This window comes from Glaciibacter sp. 2TAF33 (genome assembly GCF_052114945.1).
In the GTDB taxonomy this organism is placed as follows: domain Bacteria; phylum Actinomycetota; class Actinomycetes; order Actinomycetales; family Microbacteriaceae; genus Cryobacterium.
In genome coordinates this window covers 19209-40530 of sequence record NZ_JBFRFS010000001.1, presented here as the reverse complement: position 1 = coordinate 40530, position 21322 = coordinate 19209, and the positions used below count along the sequence as shown (strand labels likewise).

Here is a 21322-nt window from a genome sequence, read left to right as displayed (position 1 = left end):
GTCAGATCGCGGGCTGCTCGTCCAGCTTGATGTGCCGCGCATCCATGTTCACGGCTCCTCCACGGAAAGGAGGACGGCCCCACCTCTTGGCCGCACCTGCGGCCAGGAATGTTCCGACGACTGCGGCACCGAGGTCCATGATCATGTCCGGGGTGCCGTTGTCGGTCTGAGCAAAACCGGCGACCGAGACGGTCTGCACTTGCTGGCCGGTTGAAGCGAGCGCTTCCGCGAGACGTGTGTGTCGGCCCGCTCCGGCTGCACCGACGAGGCTGAGGGCGAGATACGGCTGCGGGCCGATGAAGTAGTCGACGTGACCGCTCTCCTCAAGTGCAACGCTCCGCACGGGCAATCCGCACGCCTCGATGAGTTTGAGCATCCAGAAATCACCGCCACTGCGCACGTCAGGAAGTGTCAGCACGGAGATTCCGCTGGGCGCCTCAACAGGCAGCGCCTCGATGGCGTCCTCGATTATCTCCCGGTTGGCCTCAAGCAGCTGGGCGAGGGTGCGCCCTGCGCCGGCAGTTGTTGCACCTGTCAGCGTTGCGACACCAAGGCCGAGCATCAGGTGTCCAGAACAGGGCACCGTTTCGGACACGTGCAGCGACGGGACTTGCTGCACGAAATCAGCAGCTTCCGCCAGAGGGGAGTCTGGGTTGGACGTGATGGCGATTGTGCGAATGCCAGCCGCATTTGCGAGGCGAAGCGCCCGGACCGTTGCTCCTGACGTGCCGGAGTGCGAGATCCCAACCAGGGTCTCACACCGCGCGGGTAGCTCGTCCATCCAGGTGATGTCACCGGAGGACATCGACCGGTGGCCAAACCTGTTGGCGAGCATCGCTGAAGACAACGAGTCACCGGATCCTACAAAGACCGCATTACTGAGCGGCTCGATACCCTTCGGCGGGACGACATCGGCGACGGCCTTGAGCGCTTCGATGAGGGCGGAAAGACTTTGCTGGTTGGTCATTTGAGCTCCTTTGTTGCGGTGATTCCGTTGAAGGGGTTGATAAGAGGCGTGGCACCCGATAACACCAGGTGCCCCCAATCGGCGACGGCAAGCCGGGCGACGCTTACGCCCAACATGGCGGCCGTCACCAGGTCTGCGCCACCGCTGAGTGCGGCGATTATTGCGGCTGCGGAGGAGTCGCCAGCCCCGGTCGTCTCGTAGACAGTTACGTCGTTGTCGTGCACGCTCCAGGTGCCGTCCTCGGAGACGACGTACATGCCTTCCCTGTCGAGACGGGCGACAACGGGAGATCCCAGGGTTGTCGCGATTGTGCGTGCCGCGGCTTTCGGGTCGTTGTCGATCAGCGTGAGTTGGACTCGGCTGGGGAGGATTACCGCGCGCTCCGGACTGACCTCGCGCAGGTAGTCGAGTCCGCCGGAGAGCACGCGGAGCTGGTGCGGATCGATGCCGACAATGGTGGTTGCTTCCGTCGGGGGCAGCCGATCCGGGGATGACTCGAGCAGACCGTCCAGCCCCCGGTAAAAGGCGGCTGGCACGCTGGCGAAGTCGAACGACTCAACCGTGCTCTCCTCAGTCTCCAGCTCCACGTTGCCTTGAGCCGACGTGAACACGATGCGTCGACCCTGATCTGAGTTGAGGATCCAGAGACGCGACGCCGATCCAACGTATGCGCATTGGGTGTGGTCAATCCCAAGCTCGGTAAAGAGCTGGTCGAATCTCGGGTCATCCCGGGGCACGTCGGCGCTGAGCCTCACCGCGGCACCGTCGACGAGCCGGGCGCCGAGTGCTGCGTAGAGCCCGGGACCGCCCAACTGGTTGAAGCGCGCCCCGGTCGGCGCCACCACGAGGTGGTCGACCGAGAGGCCTCCGCTGACGCCGACCGTGAACGACATCAGAACGACTGGACGGCGAACTGAACGGTGCGGTCCCGGGGGCCGTCCATTTCAAGCAGGTAGAGGCCCTGGCTGTGACCGATTGCGAGCGCTCCGTCAACGATGGGGAGCTGCAACGACTGCACACCGAACACCAGGCGAACATGCGCGGCAGCGTCCTGCGGCCCGTCGTGGAGGTGCACAAAAGGCCGATCGACGGGGATCTGCTGCTCGATGAAGAGGCGGATGTCCTGCAGAGTCGTCCCGTCAACGCCGGAATTGAAGATGAGGGTGCAGGTCGTGTGCGGGATGAAGACGTGAAGCACTCCGTCTCCGCTGTCGACTGGAATGCTCTCCCGCAGCTGCTCCGTCACATCGACGTAGTGGACGGGGTTCGCAAATCCCTCCGCTGGTTTCGTGTTGATCGCGAAGCTGTTCCATTTGCCAGAGACGTTTGTCACTGCGTTGCCTTTCGTTCGTTGGTTTTCGTGTTTGGGTCGAGAGTGTGAATTGCGCGGGCGCTGAAGCCGTCCGCGGTCAGGGTTCCGCGTTCGACGATGAAACCGGCTCCCCCGCCTTTGGTGTATTCCGTGGTCGCTTCGAGGATCGACACGCCGTCGACGGTCACCGTCAGGCGGCTGCCGGCGCAGCTGGCGACCACGGAGTAGGTTCTGTCCAGTTCATATGCGAAGGCTGCTTCGGCGAGAACTTCGCGGCGCTCGTGGTCCTGTCTGACGATTTGGATGGTGTCGCCGCCCGTGAAGATGCCCGCAAGGAATTGGCGGTGACCGCGCGCTCGAAGGACGAGGCCGCCGACCTCATGGAGCGAGAACAGGAGGTGTGAGCGCACCTCGTAGTCGGCCCAGTCGCGAGTGCCGGTGGTAACGAGGCCAAGCTTGTCTGGATGTGACACGGCGAACGTGGTGGCGAAGTCTGCCTCGAAGTTCTTGGCGGAGCTCACCCAGGGCGCGAGCCCGCTTGGTTTGGTGTCCCAGATCGAACTGAGCAGGACCCCTTGCTGCTTGAAGTCGCGGGGGGCGCCAGCCCAGTCGAGTGAGTGCACCCGAAGGTCGACCTCTGTGTTCGGCGAGGTGATCAGCTCGAGTCCGATGCGGAAGGGAACGTGGTTCTTATGAGCGGGCACCTCCCAGTCGACCTCGTTCTCTGTCTGTTGAACGGTGATGCTGCCGCTGCGCTCGATGTGCGTGCCATCGCCCTCGGCGTAGAGAGCGAAGAATCGGATCTCTGCAACCGAAGTGGCGCTCAACCGGGCGGTGACGACGTTCGTGGGGTAGAGGCTGGGGCTCGCGACAGTGGAAAAGTTGGTCATCTCGTCGAGCGGGTCGAGGAAAGTCGGCGTCGAGAACCCGACGCCGGCGTTCGTACCGGCAGGGAGGTGAAGCGTCACAGCATCGATGCCGTCTTCGACGTTGAGGTTTCTTGCCCAGGCGCCCGGGTCTTGACCGAGGTAGGGGCAGACGCTAAACCCGTGGACGGAGCCTGGGAGCGTGAAATCAAAGCGGGGACGCCTGGACGGTTCGGTATCCCCGGCGAGGTGCCGGGCCGAATCCACGATGCGGTACGCCTCGCGTGCGGCATCTGTAACGCACTCGCCCCCGTCTGCGCTGACGACGAGTGCACGGTCCGCGACGGGTTCGCGCAGATCGGGGAGGTCCGCGATGGCCTGGATGCCAAGCCGGATTCCGTTGAGGCAGCCGACGGTACCGGCGTTGCTGTCGGTGTCGAAGCCCACGGATGCCGCGACCATGATGGCCCGGCGGAAGTCGTCACCGCCGACGCGTAGTGCAGCCAACGTCATCGCCGTGTTCGAGAGCGCATGGCAGGGACCGGTGTACTGGGAGTAGCCGTATTCGGCGTCCACCCAGTCCCGCACTTCGCGCCAATCTCTTGTGGAATTCGAGTTCTCGCAGACGTCGTCGACCAAACGTGTTAATCGCGGATCGGTGACGAACGTCCGTGCGCCGTCGATGAGACGGTCGAGGTTTCTCTCTTCGAACGCATTGGCTCGCATCGCGGCGAGGAAGCCGGCGCAGTCCAAGGCGACACCGTCGTGGCTGACGCTGGCGGCCGCCCGGGTGAGCGCTACCGCACGCTTGGCGTCGCCGGGGTGCATCATGGCGAACGCGTCTGAGAAGATCTGGGCGCCGATCTGTTCGGCGAGTGTCTGGCCGTTGCGCGCGATCGAGCCGCTGGCCGGTGCGTGGATCCCGGCCTTCAGGTTGAGGAATGCCGTGTGTTCTGTGGAGCGGCCGAACCCTCCCCACCACAGGATCGTCTTGTCTTCGATGATGTAGTTCAGCCAGGTGTCGCCGACATTGGACGGTTGTATGTCCTGCCCGGGCTCGGCATCTTCGACGACGCGAGCGAAGGTGAGCGTGCCGGAGATGTCGTCGTCAGCAACGATGAGCGGGATGCCCAGTTTGTCGTTGACGTAGGTGTCGAGTTGACCCAATTGGTCGCGGATGGTCTCGTACGGCCAGCCTTCGACCGGTCGGCCGAGGTATACGCCGATGAGTTTGCCGAGGACTCCTGCGTACACTTGGGCGGCGTAGTCGGTGCCGCGGATGTCGACGCCGCTCATCCCTTGACCGCCCCGCTGGCCATTCCGTCGACGACGAACCGTTGGAGGGCGATGAAGATCGCGAGGATGGGGACGATCAGGATGAGGGCGCCGGCCATCATTGTGCCCAGCTGGGTGCTGAAGGTGCCGTTCATGGTCAGGAATCCAAGCGTGAGGGTTTGACCGGAGGGGTTCTGGAGGAAGGTGGATGAGATGAGGAATTCGTTCCAGGCATTCAGCCCGACGATCACTCCGACGGTGATCATCCCGGGGCGGACGATGGGAAACAGAACTCGAGTCACGAGTTGGTGCGTGTTGACACCGTCCATGAACGCTGCTTCTTCCAGTTCCGGTGGGACGTTGAGGAAGAAGGTTCGCATCAGGAAGGTTGCGAATGGCATGTTGATGGCGGCGAGGATGATGCCGACGACGAAGACGTTGTCGGTCAGGTTCATCCAGGCGACCACCGAGTAGAGGGGGAAGATGAACAGCTGGATCGGGACGGTCATGGCCATCGTCAGGTACACCATGATGATGGGCCAGGTGCGCACTTTCTGCCCCGCCAGCACGTAGCCGGCTAGGGACGAACAGACGAGGACGATGATGATGGTCGTTCCGGTGAGCAGGATGCTGTTGATGAATCCCTGCCCGAACTGCCCGTATGTCCACGCTGTGACGAAGTTTTCGACGTTGAAGCCGGTAGGCAGGGAGAACGGGCTTTCGAGGATCTCGGAGTTGGATTTAAAGCTGTTGACCAGCACGAGCAGCAGCGGCACTAAAGCGATCACTGCGAATACGGCGAGAACGATGTGTCCGACGGCGCCTTTCAGGAAGCGAGTCATCGCGTGAGGTCCCTTCTGCTGATCCAGGTGTAGAGACACGAGGCAAGGAGCCCGAAGATGCTCATGATGAGCCCGACCGCTGCGGCTTTGCCGAATTCGAAGGAGGAGAAAGCGAACGCGTAGGCGTATGTGCCCATCACTTCGCTGGAGTGCGCGGGCCCTCCCTGGGTGAGGAGGTAGACGTAGTCGAATGCGAGGAAGGAGAAGATCACGGTCATCACACCCATGAGCAGCAGGGTGGGTCGGATGCTCGGGAAATACACGTGACGGAATACCTTCCAGCCGTTCGCACCGTCGACGATGGCAGCTTCGACCTGGTCGATGGGGGTTTGGCGCATCGCTCCGAGGTACACGACGGTGAGGAAGCCCCAGTAGTGCCACATGTCGACGGCTGCCGCTGCATAGAGTGCACCGCCGTTGGTGTCACCAAGTGGAGACGGGATGCCAAGCGCTCCGACGACTCCGCCATTGGGGTTGTAGATGATGTTCATCCAGATGAGCGCGTTGACAACGGGCGCCAGCACATAGGGCATCAGGTAGATCACCTGGTAAAAGGTGCGCATACGCTTTCGCGTGAGCAGCAGAGATGCTGTGACCAGCCCGATGATGGCGGGAAGCGTCAGGAAGAGGACGAGCCATTTGAGGTTGTTGGTCAGCGATGTTGCGAAGACGGGGTCGGCGAGGATGCTTTGGAAGTTCTGCACCCCGATGAATTTGATATCGAGGCCGATGCCGCTCCAGTCGGAGAAAGAGAGCAGCAGCGTGAGGATGCCGGGGATGACTACGATCACGATGGAGAGCACCAGGGCTGGCGCGACGAGAAGGTAGTTGACGGCATTACGGCGGCGCTGGAGGCTTCCTCGCCGGGCCACGACGACCTGCGGCTGCACGTCCTGGCGAACCATTTCGGTCAACATGTGAACTCCTTATTGCTGGACAGGTGCGGGTCACGGCTTGCGCGGCCCGCACCCATCCGCGGATGGTTCTTAGTTCTTCGGTTCCGGAAGTGGCGGCACGAGACCCTTGGCCAGTTCGGCTTTGAAGGTCTTGTCAACGTTCTCGAGGAACTGCGTTGCGCTCTCCTTGCCGAGCCACACCGAATCGATGTCGGTGAAGGCCGTCGCGGTCGCTGGTGGGAAGAATGTTCCAGCAAAGAAGCCGTAGTTGCCGTCGTTGACGCCCTGAATGGTTTGTTTCATTGCGGCGATAAACGGCTTCGAGAGGCCGCTGTAGTCGTCTTCGTTCAGGTTGAAGTCCTTGAGCGGAACGGCCCAGTATCCCGGCCATGTCTTGTTCATGTTCTTCGTGAATGTGTCGCTCATCATGTAGTCGATGACCTCCGCCGCGCCGTCCTTATTAGACGATGCCGCGTTGATCGAGAGCGACGCGGTTGTGCCGAGCGTGAAGTACGGCGACGGGAGGTCCGGGTTGATCGTTGGGAAGGGCATGTATCCGAGGTCGGCCGTGTTTCCGGTCTTGTCGTTGAAGTAGTTCGACGCGAACTGGAACGCGAGGCTCGGGCCGATGAAGAATGGCGACTTGCCTTGGCTGAGGAGCTGCATGGACTGGTCGAAGTTCAGTGTCGAGTAGTCCTTGCCGCCGAGGTAGCCGTCCTGGTAGAAGGATGCGGACTCTTCGATGGACTTCACGATGCTGGGGTCGGTCCAGCTGACTTTCCCTTGCAGCGCGTCGTGAATCGTCTTGCCGCCCGCGATCTGTGACATGAAGAGGGAGACGTAATTCTGGTTCACGGGTTTCCAGCCCTGGTTCCCCGTCACCGATGAGTACAGACCCTCGGAGGCCGCCTTCTTCATGACAGTGACGAACTCGTCGTACGTTGTGGGGACATCCGCACCGAGCTTGTCCAGGACTGTCTTGTTATAGAAAACTCCGATGTCTTCGATGGAGTTCGGAAGCGAGTAGAGCTTGCCGTCTACGGTGCCGGATTCGTACATCGGATCAAGGATCCGGTCCTTCCAACCGTACTTCTCGGCGTACGGCGTCATATCGGCGAGTTTGTCCTGTGCCGCGTAGGCCGATGCGAATGCGGGACCGGAACCGTAGACGATGTCGGGGCCTTTGCCGGCGCTGAGCGCGACCTGGATGTTTTTGTCCACCGCATTGTTGAACGTGACCTGAAGCTCGTACTTGGATTGGGACTTGTTGAATCCGTCGACGAGGACGTCTTTCATTGTTTGCTGTTGCTGGGGCGGCGCACCCCAGAACCACAGCTGCAGCGTCTTCTTGCCGCCGTCGCTGCCGGCGCCTCCCGCTGCGCTGCAACCGCTAAGCAGCAACGCCAGCGATGCGGCGGCCGCGACGGCCGCCATTGTGAGCCTCTTGCGATTCATGGACGAACTCCTTTGTTATGTGCCAGGTTCGAATCGGATGAACCACCAGTGGTTCAGTTGTATTGACTCTATAACCTTAGGACAGGTGATGTCAATCGAATGCGGGAATCCACCGTTCGGATTGGGCGGACTCGGTTGCCGCGTCCATCCGCGCCAGTTGGACGATGCCCTCCAGGGCAATGTCGATGCCGGCGTTGTGCCCGGCGCCGGCAGTGAATGTCCGGTTGGCGATCACGTTGTCAGCAACGGAGCACACGGATCCCCCGCGTTTTCCGAACAGCTGGGCGAGAGTGACGATGGCGGCTGATTCACGGTCGCCGTTGAGCACCCCGGCGCGCGCCCAGGTATCGAGTATGTCCGTGTGCCACGGCTGGAAGTAGCCGCCGACCGAGGGCCGTCCCACTCCACAAAAGTCACTGTCGCTGGAGCGGGTGATCCCGAGGTGGTGGGGGTGTCCGAGCGCTCGGGCGGCCTGTGCCATCGCGACAACGACCTCATACGAGGCAACGGCCGGGTACGACTCGGGGATGTAGGCGCGGGTCATGCCTTCGTCCCTGACCACTCCCGTTGAGATCACTACATCGCCCGGTTCGACGCTTGGGTGAATTCCCCCGGAGCCGCCGACGCGCAGGAACGTATCCGCGCGGGTGAATTCGAGTAATTCGTGCATGATGAGTTCAGCCTCGGGTGATCCACTGCCACCGGAGATCACGGTGATGGGGACCTCTTTGTAAGTACCGGTCCACGATGTGAACATTCCCGATTTGCCGATGGCTTCGGCATTGTCAAGCCCGCGCGCGATCTGGGTCGCCGGGTCGTCGTCATAGGCGCACAGCGGGTCCCGGACGGTAATGATCACATAACGCGCCACCTTGTCGATATCCATCTGCGAGAGCGCCGGCTTCCCGTCGACCAGCAGGCCGCGACGCGGAAGGTTGTCGGCATACCGGTACTCGTCGTACAGTGCGGCGGGATTCCATTCAGGTGACATACGAAGACCTCCTGGTCTCATCGAGGGCTTACTGAAACGCGCAACGCGGCTTCCGCGACGGACACGCGGAGTGCCGCATCGATCGGAGGCGCACCGTGCTGAGAAACAACGACCGCGGCAGCTGCCGCAGCGACGCGGGCCGCCTCCACCGCACTTCCGCTGACCGTGAACGCAGACAAGAATGCGCCACTGTAGCTGTTGCCGCCTCCGGTTGGATCCGTGGCGTCAACGGACGAAATTCCAATCTCGACGACCGACTGCCCATCGATCACAAGCGACCCGGCGGTCCCACACCGGAGTACAGTCGTCAGCCCGGCCATACGAAGTGACTCGATTGCATGCCGTAGGTCGCCGGTGTCGAAGAGTTCAAGCGCTTCGGCCCGGTTGATCGAAAACAAGTCGACCCGCTCCAAACACTCACGAACGGTCGGCCACAGCTCGCCGTGGCAGGAATCACGAGAGATCTCCCACAAAAGCGGGCCCCCAAAACCGGCACGAAAGCGGTCGATGCTACGCCAGTAGTCCGCTTCATGGTCGTGAAAGAGATACACGCCCGCGAGATCAGTTGGCGCATAAGGGATGTGCTCGGGCAGAGGCGTGTGCGCATCGAAGTGATCAAAACCGAAGACTGGAGTTTCGATGCGGTCGCCGTCCGCAAAATAGCGAATGCGGGTTCGAGGGCTCTGTTCGCCGACGATGAAAAGTCCCGAGGTGTCGACGCCACGGCTGGAGAACCATTCGGAGAATGTGGCCTCGTCCGCAGCACCGACCCCGGAGACAATGACGGTAGCGTCTGGCGCCGCAGCAAGGCTCGACCCCACTGCCGCGTAAGCTCCGGCGCCCCCGACGTCGATGACCGGGGAATCGAGCTCTGCGCCGACGACTTCGTCAACGACCACGTGTGAGAGGACTGCTATCTTGCCGGTCACGTTGCCTCCTCGGGTGCATAACTGATCATCTTGTTGTTATATTTACCATACCACTCCGAGATGGTGCACACATTTTCGGGCTATGACCGAGAGGAAGTACATGCTGTGACGAACGTGCTGATTGATACAGATCCAGGGATGGACGACGCATTGGCCCTGGCGCTGGCGTTCAAGTCCGAGAAGCTCACGGTCAGAGCCCTTACTGCCGTGACCGGCAACCTGCCGTCCGATCGGACAGTAGGGAACGCCCTGAAGCTGCTCGACCTGCTCGGGGTAGGACATGTTCCGGTCGGGCAAGGCCCGCTCGTCCCACGCGGAGGAAATTACCCTTCTGACCCCTTCTCGCACGGCTCCGATGGTTTGGCCGAGTCGCACTTCCCTGACTCCGAGCGCATCATCGATTCACGATCCGCCGCACAACTCATCGTCGACACGGTCAACGAATACGCCGGTGATATCTCGCTGTGCTGCCTGGGACCGCTCACGAACATCGCTGCCGCACTCGAACTCGACCCCGCGCTCCCCAGCAAGGTCAACCAACTCACCATCATCGGCGGCTCCTTCGGCGTCACACCGTACGCGTGGACCCAAGCCACCGGCGACAACCCGGTCAGTGAATGGAACATCTTCGTTGACCCCGAGTCCGCGCGCCTCGTCTTCCGAGCCGGATTCAGGCTCCTCGCCGTCGGCCTGGACGTCGCTACGCACCCCTCGATCAATTTCCGTCCCGAAGACCGAGAGGCGCTACGCGCGTCGCCCCGCCCGGAGGCGCAACTGGCAACCCGGGTCGTCGATTTCGTCGAATCACGTGGATACCAGTCCTACTGTTCCCTCATCGACAGCTCAGCCATCGCCGCACTCATCGACCCGACGCTGGTCACGGTCGAGACCGTCTACTGCGATGTCGAGGTGAACGGTGAACTGACCCGCGGGATGACGGTCGTCGACCGGCGGATGCACCACCAGTGGACCTCGATGCCCAAGATCGACATCGTGTCGTCTCTCGACTACGAGCGATTCCTGGACCTCGTGACCGCGGAGCTGTCGGCGTGACCGATTCAACGGCGGAGACGCTAGCCAGCCTCCGGGAGCAGCCGCTCCCGTTCTGCGAACTGCACGTTCACGTCGAAGGCACGCTGCAACCAGCTGCCATCTTCGACCTGGCGGAACGCAACCAGCTGACCCTCCCGTATCGGGACGTCAATGACTTGGCGCGCCGATACGAATTCACGGATCTGCAATCGTTTCTCGACCTGTATTACGACAACCTGTCCGTCCTGATCGAGGAGCGCGACTACTACGATCTCGCGCTCCGCTACCTCACCCGCGCACACGCGGCCGGAGTGCGGCATGTCGAACTGTTCGTTGACCCGCAAGCGCACAACATGCGCGGAGTCCCGACCGGCTCCGTTCTGGGTGGCGTAAGCAAGGCGATCACGCAGGCAACGGAGTTGTATGGCCTTACAGCAGAAATCATTGTGTGCGTCCTGCGCGACCAGCCCGTCGCGGCCGCTCACCGCATGCTCGAGTCGGTGCTGGCCAGCGGCATACCGCTCACCGGCATCGGTCTCGATTCCGCCGAAATAGGCAATCCGCCAGCCCTTTTCAAGAAAGTCTTCGAAGAGGCACATTCCCATGGTCTCCGCCGAGTTGCGCATGCCGGGGAGGAAGGACCAGCCGAGTACATCTGGCAAGCACTCGACGACCTCGGCGCCGAACGAATCGATCACGGCATCCGCTGCTTGGAAGACGATGCGCTCGTCACCAGGCTCGCCGTTGACCGCATCCCGTTGACCGTTTGCCCTCTCTCAAACGTGCGGCTAGGCGTCGTCAACGAACTCGGTGAGCTTCCGCTTCGACAAATGCTGGAACGCAACCTGGTCGTGACAATCAACTCCGACGACCCGGCATACTTCGGCGGCTACCTCGATGAGAACCTGGAAGCATGCATCGCAGCATTCGGTCTGAACTACACCGACCTGAAGTCCCTAGCGATGAATTCCATCCAGGCATCCTTCGCTTCGGATGCACGGCGCGCTGAACTGATGAGCGAGCTGTCGACGTGAGCTCGGCCATTGGGACTCCTCGCGCCGGAACGAGGAGGAGTGCGGTGAGAAGTTGTTCGAACTAGCACTGCAAGTCTTCGGATGGGCCGGATCCGCTCTCCTCGTAATCTCCCTTCTACAACCCGGGATGCTGCGGCTGCGAACCATGAACCTGATCGCGTCTCTGGCGCTCGTGGCATATAACACCGTCATCAGCGTGTGGCCGATGGTGGCAATGAACGCGGTCGTGTCGGTTATCGACATCTACTACATCGTCCGGCTGACGCGATCCGAGTCGTCAGATACGCCTGCCGCCGCCGACTCGAGCATCCAACTGTGACCGTCGTCCATCCGGGCGATTCACTGTCCGGACGACAACGCCTCGTGTACATTCTCGTACTCGGAGCCCTCACGGCGCTGGGACCGTTCACGATTGATCTTTACCTTCCAGCGTTCCCAGCACTTGCCGCGGATTTTGGCGTATCAGTCACCGCCATACAGCTCACGTTGACCGGAACGACCGTAGGCTTCGCCGTGGGGCAACTAGTGGTGGGGCCGTGGAGCGATCACATCGGTCGTCGGAAACCGCTTCTCATGGCGACGGCGCTTCATATTGCCGCGAGCGTCTCGGCGGCCGTTGCACCGACTATTGAGTGGCTGTCCATTGCGCGGGTCCTGCAAGGTATTGGAGCGGCGGCCGGTGTCGTCGTGGCGCTGGCAATGGTCCGAGATCTGTTTGGCGGGCGCCCGCTCGTTCGGATGCTTTCACGACTCGCCCTGGTCAGTGGTCTCGCACCGATCCTCGCCCCCGTGGTCGGCTCGCAACTGCTCCGCGTCCTAGATTGGCGCGGGATCTTCGTGTTCCTCGCCGTATACGGGGCCGCCATCATTGTCGCCGTGGCCCTGTTGATTGTAGAAACACTCCCCATCGATCGCCGTCAGCCCACAGGGCAGAGGTCCCCGTCGGGCAGATACCGCTCAGTGCTCGGCGATCGCGTTTTCATCGGGATAGCCGTCATCGGAGGGATGAACTTCACCGGACTATTTGCCTACCTGGCGTCGAGTCCCTTCCTGTTCCAGGACGTCTATGCCTACAATGCACAGCAATTCGGGATGGTATTTGCGGTCAATTCGGTCGGAGTCATTATCGGTGTTCAGTCCACGGCTCGCCTGATCCACCACACTTCTCCACAATGGATTCTGGCGGTAGTCATACCGGCGATGATCGTTTCAGCCTGTGCGATGGTAGCGCTTTCGCTTGCCAACGCTGGACCATGGGGCACCCTCATACCTCTATTCATTTTCATCACCCTCGGTGGATTCTGTATTCCCTGCATCCAGGTGCTCGCATTGGAACAACATCCCTACGAAAGTGGCACGGCGGCTTCAGTGCTTGGCGCCATCAATTTCGGCCTCGCCGGCCTTATTTCGCCGCTCGTTGGGGTCTTCGGGATTGCTAGCGCTGTCCCCATGGGGGCCGTGATGGCAGTCACATCGACGGTTGCGCTCATCGTCCTTTGGGCGGTGGTGCGGCCGCTCACGGTCAAACCGCTGAGCATTTGATTGCAGTTCCTGTTCACACACGGTTTCGATGCCGGACGACGGCACGGCCGCTGGAGGTCCCCGTCTTCGCACCGTGGGACCCGCTTCGACTATCGGGCAGTCCGGGCGAAGAGGCCCGGATAGGTGACCACCAGCCCATGCTCGTCGACCGTGATCACCCGCTCGAAGGTCGAGTCCCGCGACTCATACCGGTATTCACGGTCGGCGAGACGGGTATATCGCTGGGGGTCGGCGACCACCGTGAGGTCGGGTACCGCGACGTACGCGGTCGTGATGTCGACACTCTCCCCGATTGCGAGTCCGAGACGCCGGACAGGCAACGTGTTGGTCAGCGGTGAGATGGCGATGTCCACCTCACGGGCCGCCTCGAGGTCGCGCCGCTGACGGCTGTCCACGGTCCACTCCGCGCCGTCACACTCGATCCGAAGCGATCGGGAACCAAGCACGAGTGCCAGCGAACGGAACTCCCAGCGATCGTCAGCGATCAGCGTGTACGTACAGTGCCCGAAAGTTCCGTCGACGATGCTCTCAACACGGATGCCATCCTCGGATTCGCTCACTGAGCAGGTCTCCCTGCTGTTCGATTCGAGGCCGTCCCAACTCAGCACGATCATGAATCAATGATGGGCGGCGAGCCAGGAAACAGCACTTGTCTCCGAAGCCGATGTCACCGAGGATGTGTTGCACACCCACAGACGAAGGGGCTCCAGTGCTGAAGCAGATCGCGGAGGGCGTGCTGGTTCGCGAGAGCGAGTTCATCCAGAGCAATTCCATTGTCGTCCAGGGCAACGCCGGTGTGCTGCTCATCGATCCCGGCATCACGCGGGATGAAATGGCTGCCCTTGCGAATGAGCTTCGCGAGTTGGGCCAGTCCGTTGTGGCGGGCTTCTCGACGCATCCCCATTGGGACCACGTGCTCTGGCACGCGGACTTCGGCGACGCGCCCCGGTACGGTACAGCTCCCTGCGCGGCGGCCATGCACGATCTGCTGTCGGACGCGACCTGGAAGGCCCGCGTGGCCGACGTGTTGCCGCCGGAGTTCGCCGAGGAGATTCCGCTGGACTTATTCGGCCTCATAACCGGCCTGCCCGCGCACACTGCGGAGATTCCCTGGGATGGCCCGAGAGTCCGCATCATCGAGCATCAGGCACATACGTCGGGCCACGCGGCACTGTTGATCGATGAGCGCGGCGTCCTCGTCGCCGGCGACATGCTCTCGGATATTCTGATGCCGTTCCTCGACCTGAAGGCGGCGAATCCGATTGAGGATCACCGTGCCGCGCTGCAGCTGTTCGACGGGGTGGCGCATGACGTTGACGTCGTCATCCCCGGTCACGGATCCGTCGGACGGGCTGGTCAGGTTCGGGCACGGATCACGCAGGACAATGCCTATGTGCAGGCGCTGCGGGACGGCCGTGATCCCGACGACCCCCGGGTCGGCCCCTCAGCCACGTTGGATTGGCTGCGAGACGCGCACGAGTGGCAATTACAGCGGCTCGCCCACAAGAGAGAGCATGACGGGGCGTCCGAATAGTGGTGGGCCTGCAGGCGTCGTCTGTCGACCTGGTTCACGGTGAAGGATCGGGAAGTGACCGATACCCAGGCGAACGGCATCGCCCTTTCCCGAGCATATTTCCTTGAAATCGTGGCACCGATGCTGGCGGAACGGTTCCCCGGCCTTTCTTATACCGCTGGTCGCCTGGGCGCTGGGTCTGATGTACTCGGTCTCGATGATGCCGTGTCGCGCGATCATGACTGGGGCCTGCGGCTGAACCTCTTCGTGCCCGATGCTGCAATTGCTGAGGTGGACCAGGAACTTGAACGGATGCTCCCCGAGAGCTTCGTTGGTTTACCGGTCCGATTCGCCCTCACGGGCCAGACGGCGCAGCGACACCGGGTCGAGGTGACGAGCGTGTCCCGTTTCCTGGACGCGCGACTGGGCTTCGATCCTCGTGCGGCATGTCCGCGCGCGACTGGCTCTCGATCTCAGGGCAAGCTGCGCTCGAAGTCGTCGCCGGCCCGATCTTCTCTGAGACCTCCGACGAGCTTGGCTCAGCTCGACGGGCGCTCGAGTGGTATCCCGACGATGTCTGGCGCTACGTGCTCGCCTGCGACTGGATCCGCGTCGATCAAGAACTCCCTCTGATGGGACGCGCAGCTGACCTGGGCGACGACGCCGGCTCCCGCGTTATCGCGGCCCGGTTGGTGTGCAGCGTCATGCACATGGCGTTCATGGTGGAGCGTCGCTGGCCTCCGTACTCAAAGTGGTTCGGCACCCTGTTCCGCACATTGGCCCACGCAGATGAGGTGGGCCTGGCGATTGACTCTGCCCTCCGCGCCAACAACCTGGCCGGTCGACAGCTCGGTATTGCCGCCGCGCTCGAGCCGCTGCTCAGACGACAGAATGCCCTCGAGTTGACCGCAACGACACGAGCAACGATCCCGTTCTGGGATCGCCCGTATCTGCACACCGACCCGGTTATCATTGCCCAGCTGCTGGACGGGATAGTGGATCCGAGTGTTCGGGCGCTGCCGCGCGGCCGGGGGTCAGTTGATCAACGCACCGAAAACGTCGACGTCCTCGTCGACGTCAACGCACGCAGGTCAGCAGTGGCGAACTGAGCCCCCACCGCCGGGTGAGGCATCCGTTCTCAGTCCGCCTGGTCCGTCCCGCGTTTGCCATTCTTTCAATCCTCCCGACGCCCGCCCGGCCATCTCGAACAAGACCGCACCGCTTGCGCGTCGGAATACAATTGGCACCTTGGGCCGAGGATGTGTAGCGGCGGCACGATGCGCGCCTGCGGGAAGAGGTGGACCCATGTCAGCTGACCCGTCCGACGAGGAGCGGGACGGGGCCGCGCAGGAGAACCCTCACGTCCCCCACACGACTCCACCGCTTGAACGCACCAGATTCGGCGGCACCGAACGCCGACGCGACCGCCCTGTTGAAAGCGAAGCGCCGGTGTCGCGCAACGACCTCAGTAAAGGGCCGACGGAGTTACTGGAGAACCGCAAGGCGCGGATCAACTGGGGCGTGCTGGGGATCTCGTCAGCGGTTGTCCTCGCATTCTCGATCTGGGCGATGGCGACGCCTGACGGCGCCCGCGCGACGCTGCATGCGACCGTCGACTGGATCGCGACCAACCTCGGCTGGTACTACGTGCTCACGATCACCCTCATCATCGGCTTTGTGCTCTGGGTCGCGTTCTCCAAGGAGGGCAGCGTGCGCCTCGGCCCCGATCACTCGCGGCCGCAGTACAAACTCTTCACCTGGGTGTCGATGCTCTTCGCCGCCGGCGTCGGAATCGACCTGCTTTTCTTCTCGGTCACCGGCCCCGTCGTGCAATACCTCACGCCGCCTTCTGGCCAAGGCGGATCCACCGAGGCGACCCAGGACGCGGTCGTCTGGACGATGTTCCACTATGGGATCGCCGGCTGGTCGATCTACGCGCTGCTCGGTATGGCGTTAGGGTACTTCGCCTACCGCTGGGGCATGCCGCTGTCCATCCGCGCTGCCCTCTACCCGCTGCTCGGCAAGCGCGTGCGCGGCACCGTTGGCGATGCCATCAGCATCATCGCCCTCGTCGGCACCGTCTTCGGCGTGGCGACGTCGATGGGGATCGGCGTCGTCCTGCTGGACGTCGGCTTCTCGCTGTTGTTCGGCCTGGAGCAGGGCCTTGCTCTGCAGATCGCGCTGGTCGTAGTCGCAGCACTCCTCACCATCGCGGCCACCACGTCGGGCGTTGACCGGGGCATCCGCTGGATCTCGGAGCTGAATCTCTGGAGCGCCGCGGCGATGATGGTCTACATCCTCGTCACCGGCCATACCGCCTTCCTCCTGAACGCGTTCGTCGAGAACATCGGTCGGTTCATCGTGACGTTCCCTGAACGCACACTCCGCACCTTCGCATACGAGCCCGGCGGCGCGGAGTGGATGGGCGGATGGACCCTGTTCTTCTGGGCGTTCTGGCTGGCGTGGGGGCCGTTCGTGGGCGTCTTCCTCGCCCGAATCTCGCGTGGGCGCACGCTCCGTGAGTTCGTGATCGCGGCGATCACCGCACCGGTGCTGTGCGACTTCATCATCGTTTCGCTGTTCGGCAACTCAGCCCTGTACGAGGTGCTGCACGGCAACACCACGTTCGCCCAACTGGCAGTCGAGAGACCGGAGGCCGGCTGGTACGCACTCCTCGAGATGTTCCCGGGGCCGATGTTCCTCATCGGCCTCGCGACCCTCTCCGGGCTGCTGTTCTACCTCACCAGTTCCAACTCGGGCGCCATGGTGATGTCGAACTTCTCGGCGTCCATCCCGGACCCCGCCCACGACGGGCCCAAGTGGCTGCGGATCTTTTGGTCCCTGCTCACCGCGGTGCTCACCGTGGCGATGCTTCTGGCGGGTGGTGTGACGACGATGGAATACGCAACGCTCATTTTCGGGCTGCCGGTGACGATCATCGCCTACCTGGTCATGTTCTCCTTCTACAAGGTACTCCGCATGGAACGCGCCGACCGGGAGGGCCAGGTGCTGCGACGCCGATCCATGGCCCCCACCGGCGGGCAGGTGCCGGAGCGATCGTGGCGGCAGCGGCTCGAACGGATGCGGGCGTTCCCGTCTCTCCGCCAGGTCGCGCAGTTCCTCGACCGCACGGTGCGGCCGGCACTCGACGACGTCGCCGCCGAATTCCGGAAGCAGGGCTACGAGGTCGAGCAGGGCGGCATGGCCGGTCCGAACGGCACCGAGCCGGTGGTGCGCGTGTCAATGGAATCGTTCCGCCCCTTCCACTACCAGGTAGCGATCGTCGAAGCGCCGGTGCCGATGTTCAGCGGGCGGATGTCGCGCGAGACAGACGTGTACTTCCGGCTGGAGGTGTTCACCCAGACCGGGTCCGGCGGCTATGACCTGATGGGCCTCACCAAACAACAGATCATCGACGACGTGCTCGACCGATACGAGGCGCATCTCGCGTTCCTCACCCACACGGCAGAGACCGACACCTCATCCTTGCTCACCCCGCCGAGGCCGCACCCGACCGACCAGCTGCCGGCGCTCCCGAAAGACGCGGACGACATTCAGGACCTCGGCGACGACCGTGACTAGGCCTTGACCCGCGGCAGCTGGAGCGAGATTTCCCGCGCCGGCAAGGAATAGGCTGGGGCGCCATGGCGCTCCGACTGGTTCAGGTGAATTTCAAGGCCCGGGATGACGCAGCCCTCGGCCGGTTCTGGGCGGATGCGCTGGGCTGGGGTGTCTCCAGCGAGGGCCCCGGTGTGACCAACGTCGAACCCCCGGGATTCGTCTGGCCGGACCCTGCCGCGGTCTGCGTCGATGTCGTCTCCGTCCCTGACCCTGAGACAGTGAAGTACCGCGCGAGCCTCGACCTGGCGACCACGTCCACGGCTCATCAGGCGAACGTGGTGGCGCGCCTGCGGGAGCTCGGCGCGACATCCGCCGACGTGGACGAGGGCGAGGTGCCCTGGACGGTTCTGGCGGACCCGGAGGGCAACGTTTTCCGGGTGCTGGAGCCTCGATCGATCTACCAGGACACCGGGCCGATCGCCGCCGTGGTGGTCAGCTGCGCGGACCCACGGGTCATGGCCCGGTTTTGGTACGAGGCGATGGATTGGACGCTGCACGAGCTGACCGACGACCATGCGAGGCTCCGCTCTGCCCACGGTGTGGGGCCGTATCTTGAGTTCCTTCGCGTACCAGATGTGACGAGCGTGCGGACCCGGGTCCATCTCGACCTGAGGCCGTACGCCGGTGACGACCAGGCGGCGGAGGTTGCCCGGCTGCGGGCCCTGGGCGCTGCCGACGCCGACATCGGCCAGGGCGACGTGCCATGGGTGGTCCTCACCGACCCGGAAGGAAACGAGTTCTGTGTCCTCACCCCGGGCTGACGCGGGACCGGTCAGCGTTCACCCGGGGACTCCAGTTCCGGCCCGAACCAGCGTCTGAGCGCGTCGGTGAGTGTTTCATCGCTCCCAGGGTCGACCCAGGCCACGTGGCCGTCTGGCCGGACGAGCACGGCCGTTGGAGGAGCGACCTCCCCCAGTACCGGCAATTCCCACGCACCGGTGAACCGCGCGTCGATGGCCCGCACCCGGTCGGCCCATGGGGAGATGTCGATGCGCCGCGGCCCGGCGAAGGTGAGCAGAACCGGCCTGGCCTCGTGCAGAAGGGCGTATACGCGGGTCGGGCCCCCCATGGTGTCGAGGTCGAAGTCCGGCATCCGTCGTCCCAGAAGCGGATGCCCGTTCCCCGGGGTGTAGGCGACGTCCAGTCCGTGGATGAGCCCGGCGATCCGGTTCCGGGCCGGGGCCGTCGTCATGAGGTCGTCGATGATTTCGGTCAGCGCACCGGTGCGCGGGTCCGCGCGTTGCAAGACTGTCTGCGCCATCGACAGCCTGAGCGCTCGGGCTCCTGCCGGGTGCCGCTCGGCGTGGTAGGTGTCCAGCAGCGCCTGCGGGGAGATGCCGGTAACAACCTGGGCGAGCTTCCACCCCAGGTTGACGGCGTCTTGAATGCCCAACCCGATCCCCTGTCCACCGGCGGGGTAGTGGATGTGCGCAGCATCCCCGGCCAGGAGGACTCGGCCCACCCGGTACGCCGTTGCCTGCCGGGTGGCGTCGGTGAACCGTGAGATCCAGGTCGGGTCGTGCACCCCGAAGTCGGTTCCGAACACGGAGGTGAGGGCACTGCTGAGATCTGGAAGAGTGGGATCGGTGGCCGGCCCGATCTGTTGTTCCGTCGTGACTACGCGGTAGGAGTGCCCGTCCGGCATCAGATGGAGTGCGTGGACACCTGCCTCGTCCTGGACGAAGCCGGCCGGAGGTTCCTGGGCGACTTCGACCTCTGCGATGAGGTTGCTCCGCGTCGCATCCCACCCGCGGAAATCGATGTCGGCCGCCTTGCGGATCACGCTGCGGCCGCCGTCGGCCCCGACGAGGTACTTCGCTCGCATCGCCCCACCGTCACGGAATGCAACGTCGACTCCGCTCTCATCCTGCACGAATCCGGTCACCTCGCGACCATGGTCGACTCGCACTCCAAGCTCCTCGATCCAGTCCGCGAGGATCGGCTCGATCCGGTTCTGCCACAGGGCCAGCCCATAGGGGTGCCTGGTCGGAAAGTCGCTGATGTCCAGCACGGAGGTGCCGAACCGCGCGGTCTGCGCAATCTGCCCTTCCGCGAGAAACCGCTCAGCGATCCCGCGTTGGTCGAGAATCTCGATGGTGCGCGAGTGGAAACCCCCTGCACGTGACGCGACCAGCTCCGATGTTGCGCGACGCTCCATCACCGCCGCGTCGACGCCCGCCAAAGCGAGCTCACCCGCCAGCATCATCCCGGTTGGCCCGCCGCCCACGATGATCACATCAGCCATAGAAACCTCTCCTCGACCCTCCGACGGAACAGCGTATTGGGCGCCTGGGGGCTTGCAGCAAGACCCCCTCGCCGCGATATTCTGAAAATGCGACGTAGCACCAGCGAATTGCACAGCCGGGACAGAGGGCCACCACCCGGGCAGGCAGCACCGCGAGCAAGGGAGACTTCGATGTCCGGTCGTATCCACATTGACCTCTTCACCACGCTCGACGGGGTCGCCCAGGCTCCCGGCGGTCCCGAAGAGGACACCGACGGCAAGTTCGCGTTCGGCGGCTGGCAGGCGCCCCTGCTCGACGACACCGTCGGCGCCCAGGTCTCCGTTGGGATTCAAGCCATGGACGCCCTGCTCCTGGGCCGACGCACATACGACATCTTCGCCTCGTACTGGCCGTATCAACTCGACGGACCCGCCGCCGACATCGCGCGCAAATTCGACGCGATCCCCAAATACGTCGTGTCGCGCGGCGCGCCGGAACCCGGGTGGAGAGACTCCCACCTGCTCGGCAGGGACCTTGCCGCGGAGCTGTCGGCACTCCGCGAGCGGCACCAGGAAATCCACGTGATCGGCAGCATTGATTTCGCCCGCACCCTCGTCGCTGATGCTCTGTTCGACCAATTGAACCTGTGGGTGTACCCGATCGTGCTCGGTCCGGGCAAACGGCTGTTCCCCGCCGACGGACCACCCGCGTCCCTTGACCTGATCGGTGCCGAGGCGGCCTCGGAGAAGGGCGTGGTTCTCCTGCGCTACGGCCCGACAGGTGCTGTGCCGGCAACGGGCGACATGACCTGAGACGACGTCA

Annotated in this window: 20 protein-coding genes; 9 read left to right on the top strand and 11 right to left on the bottom strand. The window is 63.3% G+C overall.

Features of this window, described 5'->3' with window-relative positions; all coding sequences use genetic code 11:
* Position 1: 1 nt before the first annotated feature.
* The 9 genes from AB4Y94_RS00210 to AB4Y94_RS00170 form a co-directional block, all read right to left on the bottom strand.
* Positions 2–967: an SIS domain-containing protein gene (locus AB4Y94_RS00210; protein WP_441723603.1), complete on the bottom strand. Its 966-nt coding sequence runs from the start codon at positions 965–967 to the stop codon at positions 2–4.
* Positions 964–1860 carry a PfkB family carbohydrate kinase gene (locus AB4Y94_RS00205; protein ID WP_441723601.1) on the bottom strand — a complete coding sequence of 299 codons (897 nt, stop codon included), beginning with the start codon at positions 1858–1860 and terminating at the stop codon, positions 964–966. Before AB4Y94_RS00205 ends, AB4Y94_RS00210 begins: the two co-directional genes overlap by 4 nt.
* Positions 1860–2300 carry a secondary thiamine-phosphate synthase enzyme YjbQ gene (locus AB4Y94_RS00200; RefSeq protein ID WP_441723600.1) on the bottom strand — a complete coding sequence of 147 codons (441 nt, stop codon included), beginning with the start codon at positions 2298–2300 and terminating at the stop codon, positions 1860–1862. Before AB4Y94_RS00200 ends, AB4Y94_RS00205 begins: the two co-directional genes overlap by 1 nt.
* A complete protein-coding gene (locus tag AB4Y94_RS00195; protein ID WP_441723598.1) occupies positions 2297–4441 on the bottom strand; it encodes an ADP-ribosylglycohydrolase family protein in 2145 nt (714 codons plus the stop codon). The genes AB4Y94_RS00200 and AB4Y94_RS00195 overlap by 4 nt, the downstream gene beginning before the upstream one ends.
* Positions 4438–5262, bottom strand: coding sequence for a carbohydrate ABC transporter permease (locus AB4Y94_RS00190; protein WP_441723596.1), 825 nt, complete (start codon positions 5260–5262; stop codon positions 4438–4440). Before AB4Y94_RS00190 ends, AB4Y94_RS00195 begins: the two co-directional genes overlap by 4 nt.
* Positions 5259–6179, bottom strand: a complete 921-nt coding sequence (locus tag AB4Y94_RS00185) for a carbohydrate ABC transporter permease (RefSeq protein WP_441723594.1) — start codon at positions 6177–6179, stop codon at positions 5259–5261. The genes AB4Y94_RS00190 and AB4Y94_RS00185 overlap by 4 nt, the downstream gene beginning before the upstream one ends.
* Before the next feature lie 69 nt (positions 6180–6248).
* Positions 6249–7613, bottom strand: a complete 1365-nt coding sequence (locus AB4Y94_RS00180) for an ABC transporter substrate-binding protein (RefSeq protein WP_441723593.1) — start codon at positions 7611–7613, stop codon at positions 6249–6251.
* A 91-nt stretch (positions 7614–7704) separates the two neighbouring features.
* The gene (locus AB4Y94_RS00175; RefSeq protein WP_441723592.1) at positions 7705–8604 is read right to left on the bottom strand and encodes a nucleoside phosphorylase; all 900 of its coding nucleotides are present in this window, start codon (positions 8602–8604) and stop codon (positions 7705–7707) included.
* Positions 8605–8621: 17 nt separating this feature from the next.
* The gene (locus tag AB4Y94_RS00170; RefSeq protein ID WP_441723590.1) at positions 8622–9533 is read right to left on the bottom strand and encodes a PfkB family carbohydrate kinase; all 912 of its coding nucleotides are present in this window, start codon (positions 9531–9533) and stop codon (positions 8622–8624) included.
* 138 nt (positions 9534–9671) lie between these two features.
* Here AB4Y94_RS00170 and AB4Y94_RS00165 point away from each other — a divergent pair, with 138 nt between their 5' ends.
* The 4 genes from AB4Y94_RS00165 (at position 9672) to AB4Y94_RS00150 (ending at position 13141) form a co-directional block, all read left to right on the top strand.
* Positions 9672–10586, top strand: a complete 915-nt coding sequence (locus AB4Y94_RS00165) for a nucleoside hydrolase (RefSeq protein WP_441723588.1) — start codon at positions 9672–9674, stop codon at positions 10584–10586.
* Positions 10583–11599 (top strand): adenosine deaminase, encoded by a 1017-nt coding sequence (locus tag AB4Y94_RS00160; RefSeq protein WP_441723586.1) that lies wholly within the window; start codon positions 10583–10585, stop codon positions 11597–11599. The genes AB4Y94_RS00165 and AB4Y94_RS00160 overlap by 4 nt, the downstream gene beginning before the upstream one ends.
* Positions 11600–11744: 145 nt before the next feature.
* Positions 11745–11918, top strand: coding sequence for a hypothetical protein (locus AB4Y94_RS00155; protein WP_441723584.1), 174 nt, complete (start codon positions 11745–11747; stop codon positions 11916–11918).
* On the top strand, positions 11915–13141 hold the full coding sequence (locus AB4Y94_RS00150; RefSeq protein WP_441723583.1) for a multidrug effflux MFS transporter: 1227 nt from the start codon (positions 11915–11917) through the stop codon (positions 13139–13141). Before AB4Y94_RS00155 ends, AB4Y94_RS00150 begins: the two co-directional genes overlap by 4 nt.
* Before the next feature lie 89 nt (positions 13142–13230).
* On the opposite strand, the gene AB4Y94_RS00145 is transcribed toward AB4Y94_RS00150, so the two are convergent.
* Complete coding sequence (locus AB4Y94_RS00145; RefSeq protein ID WP_441723582.1) at positions 13231–13755, bottom strand: putative glycolipid-binding domain-containing protein; 525 nt, start codon at positions 13753–13755, stop codon at positions 13231–13233.
* A gap of 95 nt (positions 13756–13850) precedes the next feature.
* Here AB4Y94_RS00145 and AB4Y94_RS00140 point away from each other — a divergent pair, with 95 nt between their 5' ends.
* The 4 genes from AB4Y94_RS00140 to AB4Y94_RS00125 all read left to right on the top strand — a co-directional run bounded on the left by AB4Y94_RS00140 (position 13851) and on the right by AB4Y94_RS00125 (position 19036).
* Positions 13851–14675 carry an MBL fold metallo-hydrolase gene (locus AB4Y94_RS00140; protein WP_441723581.1) on the top strand — a complete coding sequence of 275 codons (825 nt, stop codon included), beginning with the start codon at positions 13851–13853 and terminating at the stop codon, positions 14673–14675.
* A gap of 425 nt (positions 14676–15100) precedes the next feature.
* Positions 15101–15763, top strand: coding sequence for a DUF4037 domain-containing protein (locus AB4Y94_RS00135; RefSeq protein ID WP_441723580.1), 663 nt, complete (start codon positions 15101–15103; stop codon positions 15761–15763).
* Positions 15764–15959: 196 nt separating this feature from the next.
* On the top strand, positions 15960–18236 hold the full coding sequence (betT, locus tag AB4Y94_RS00130; protein WP_441723578.1) for a choline BCCT transporter BetT: 2277 nt from the start codon (positions 15960–15962) through the stop codon (positions 18234–18236).
* Positions 18237–18298: 62 nt separating this feature from the next.
* Entirely contained in the window at positions 18299–19036 is a 738-nt protein-coding gene (locus AB4Y94_RS00125; RefSeq protein ID WP_441723576.1) for a VOC family protein, read from the top strand.
* An 11-nt stretch (positions 19037–19047) separates the two neighbouring features.
* Here AB4Y94_RS00125 and AB4Y94_RS00120 read toward each other — a convergent pair whose 3' ends face one another.
* The gene (locus AB4Y94_RS00120; RefSeq protein ID WP_441723574.1) at positions 19048–20520 is read right to left on the bottom strand and encodes an FAD-dependent monooxygenase; all 1473 of its coding nucleotides are present in this window, start codon (positions 20518–20520) and stop codon (positions 19048–19050) included.
* 171 nt (positions 20521–20691) lie between these two features.
* Between AB4Y94_RS00120 and AB4Y94_RS00115 the strand changes: the two genes are divergently transcribed.
* Positions 20692–21312: a dihydrofolate reductase family protein gene (locus AB4Y94_RS00115; RefSeq protein WP_441723572.1), complete on the top strand. Its 621-nt coding sequence runs from the start codon at positions 20692–20694 to the stop codon at positions 21310–21312.
* Positions 21313–21322 lie beyond the last annotated feature (10 nt).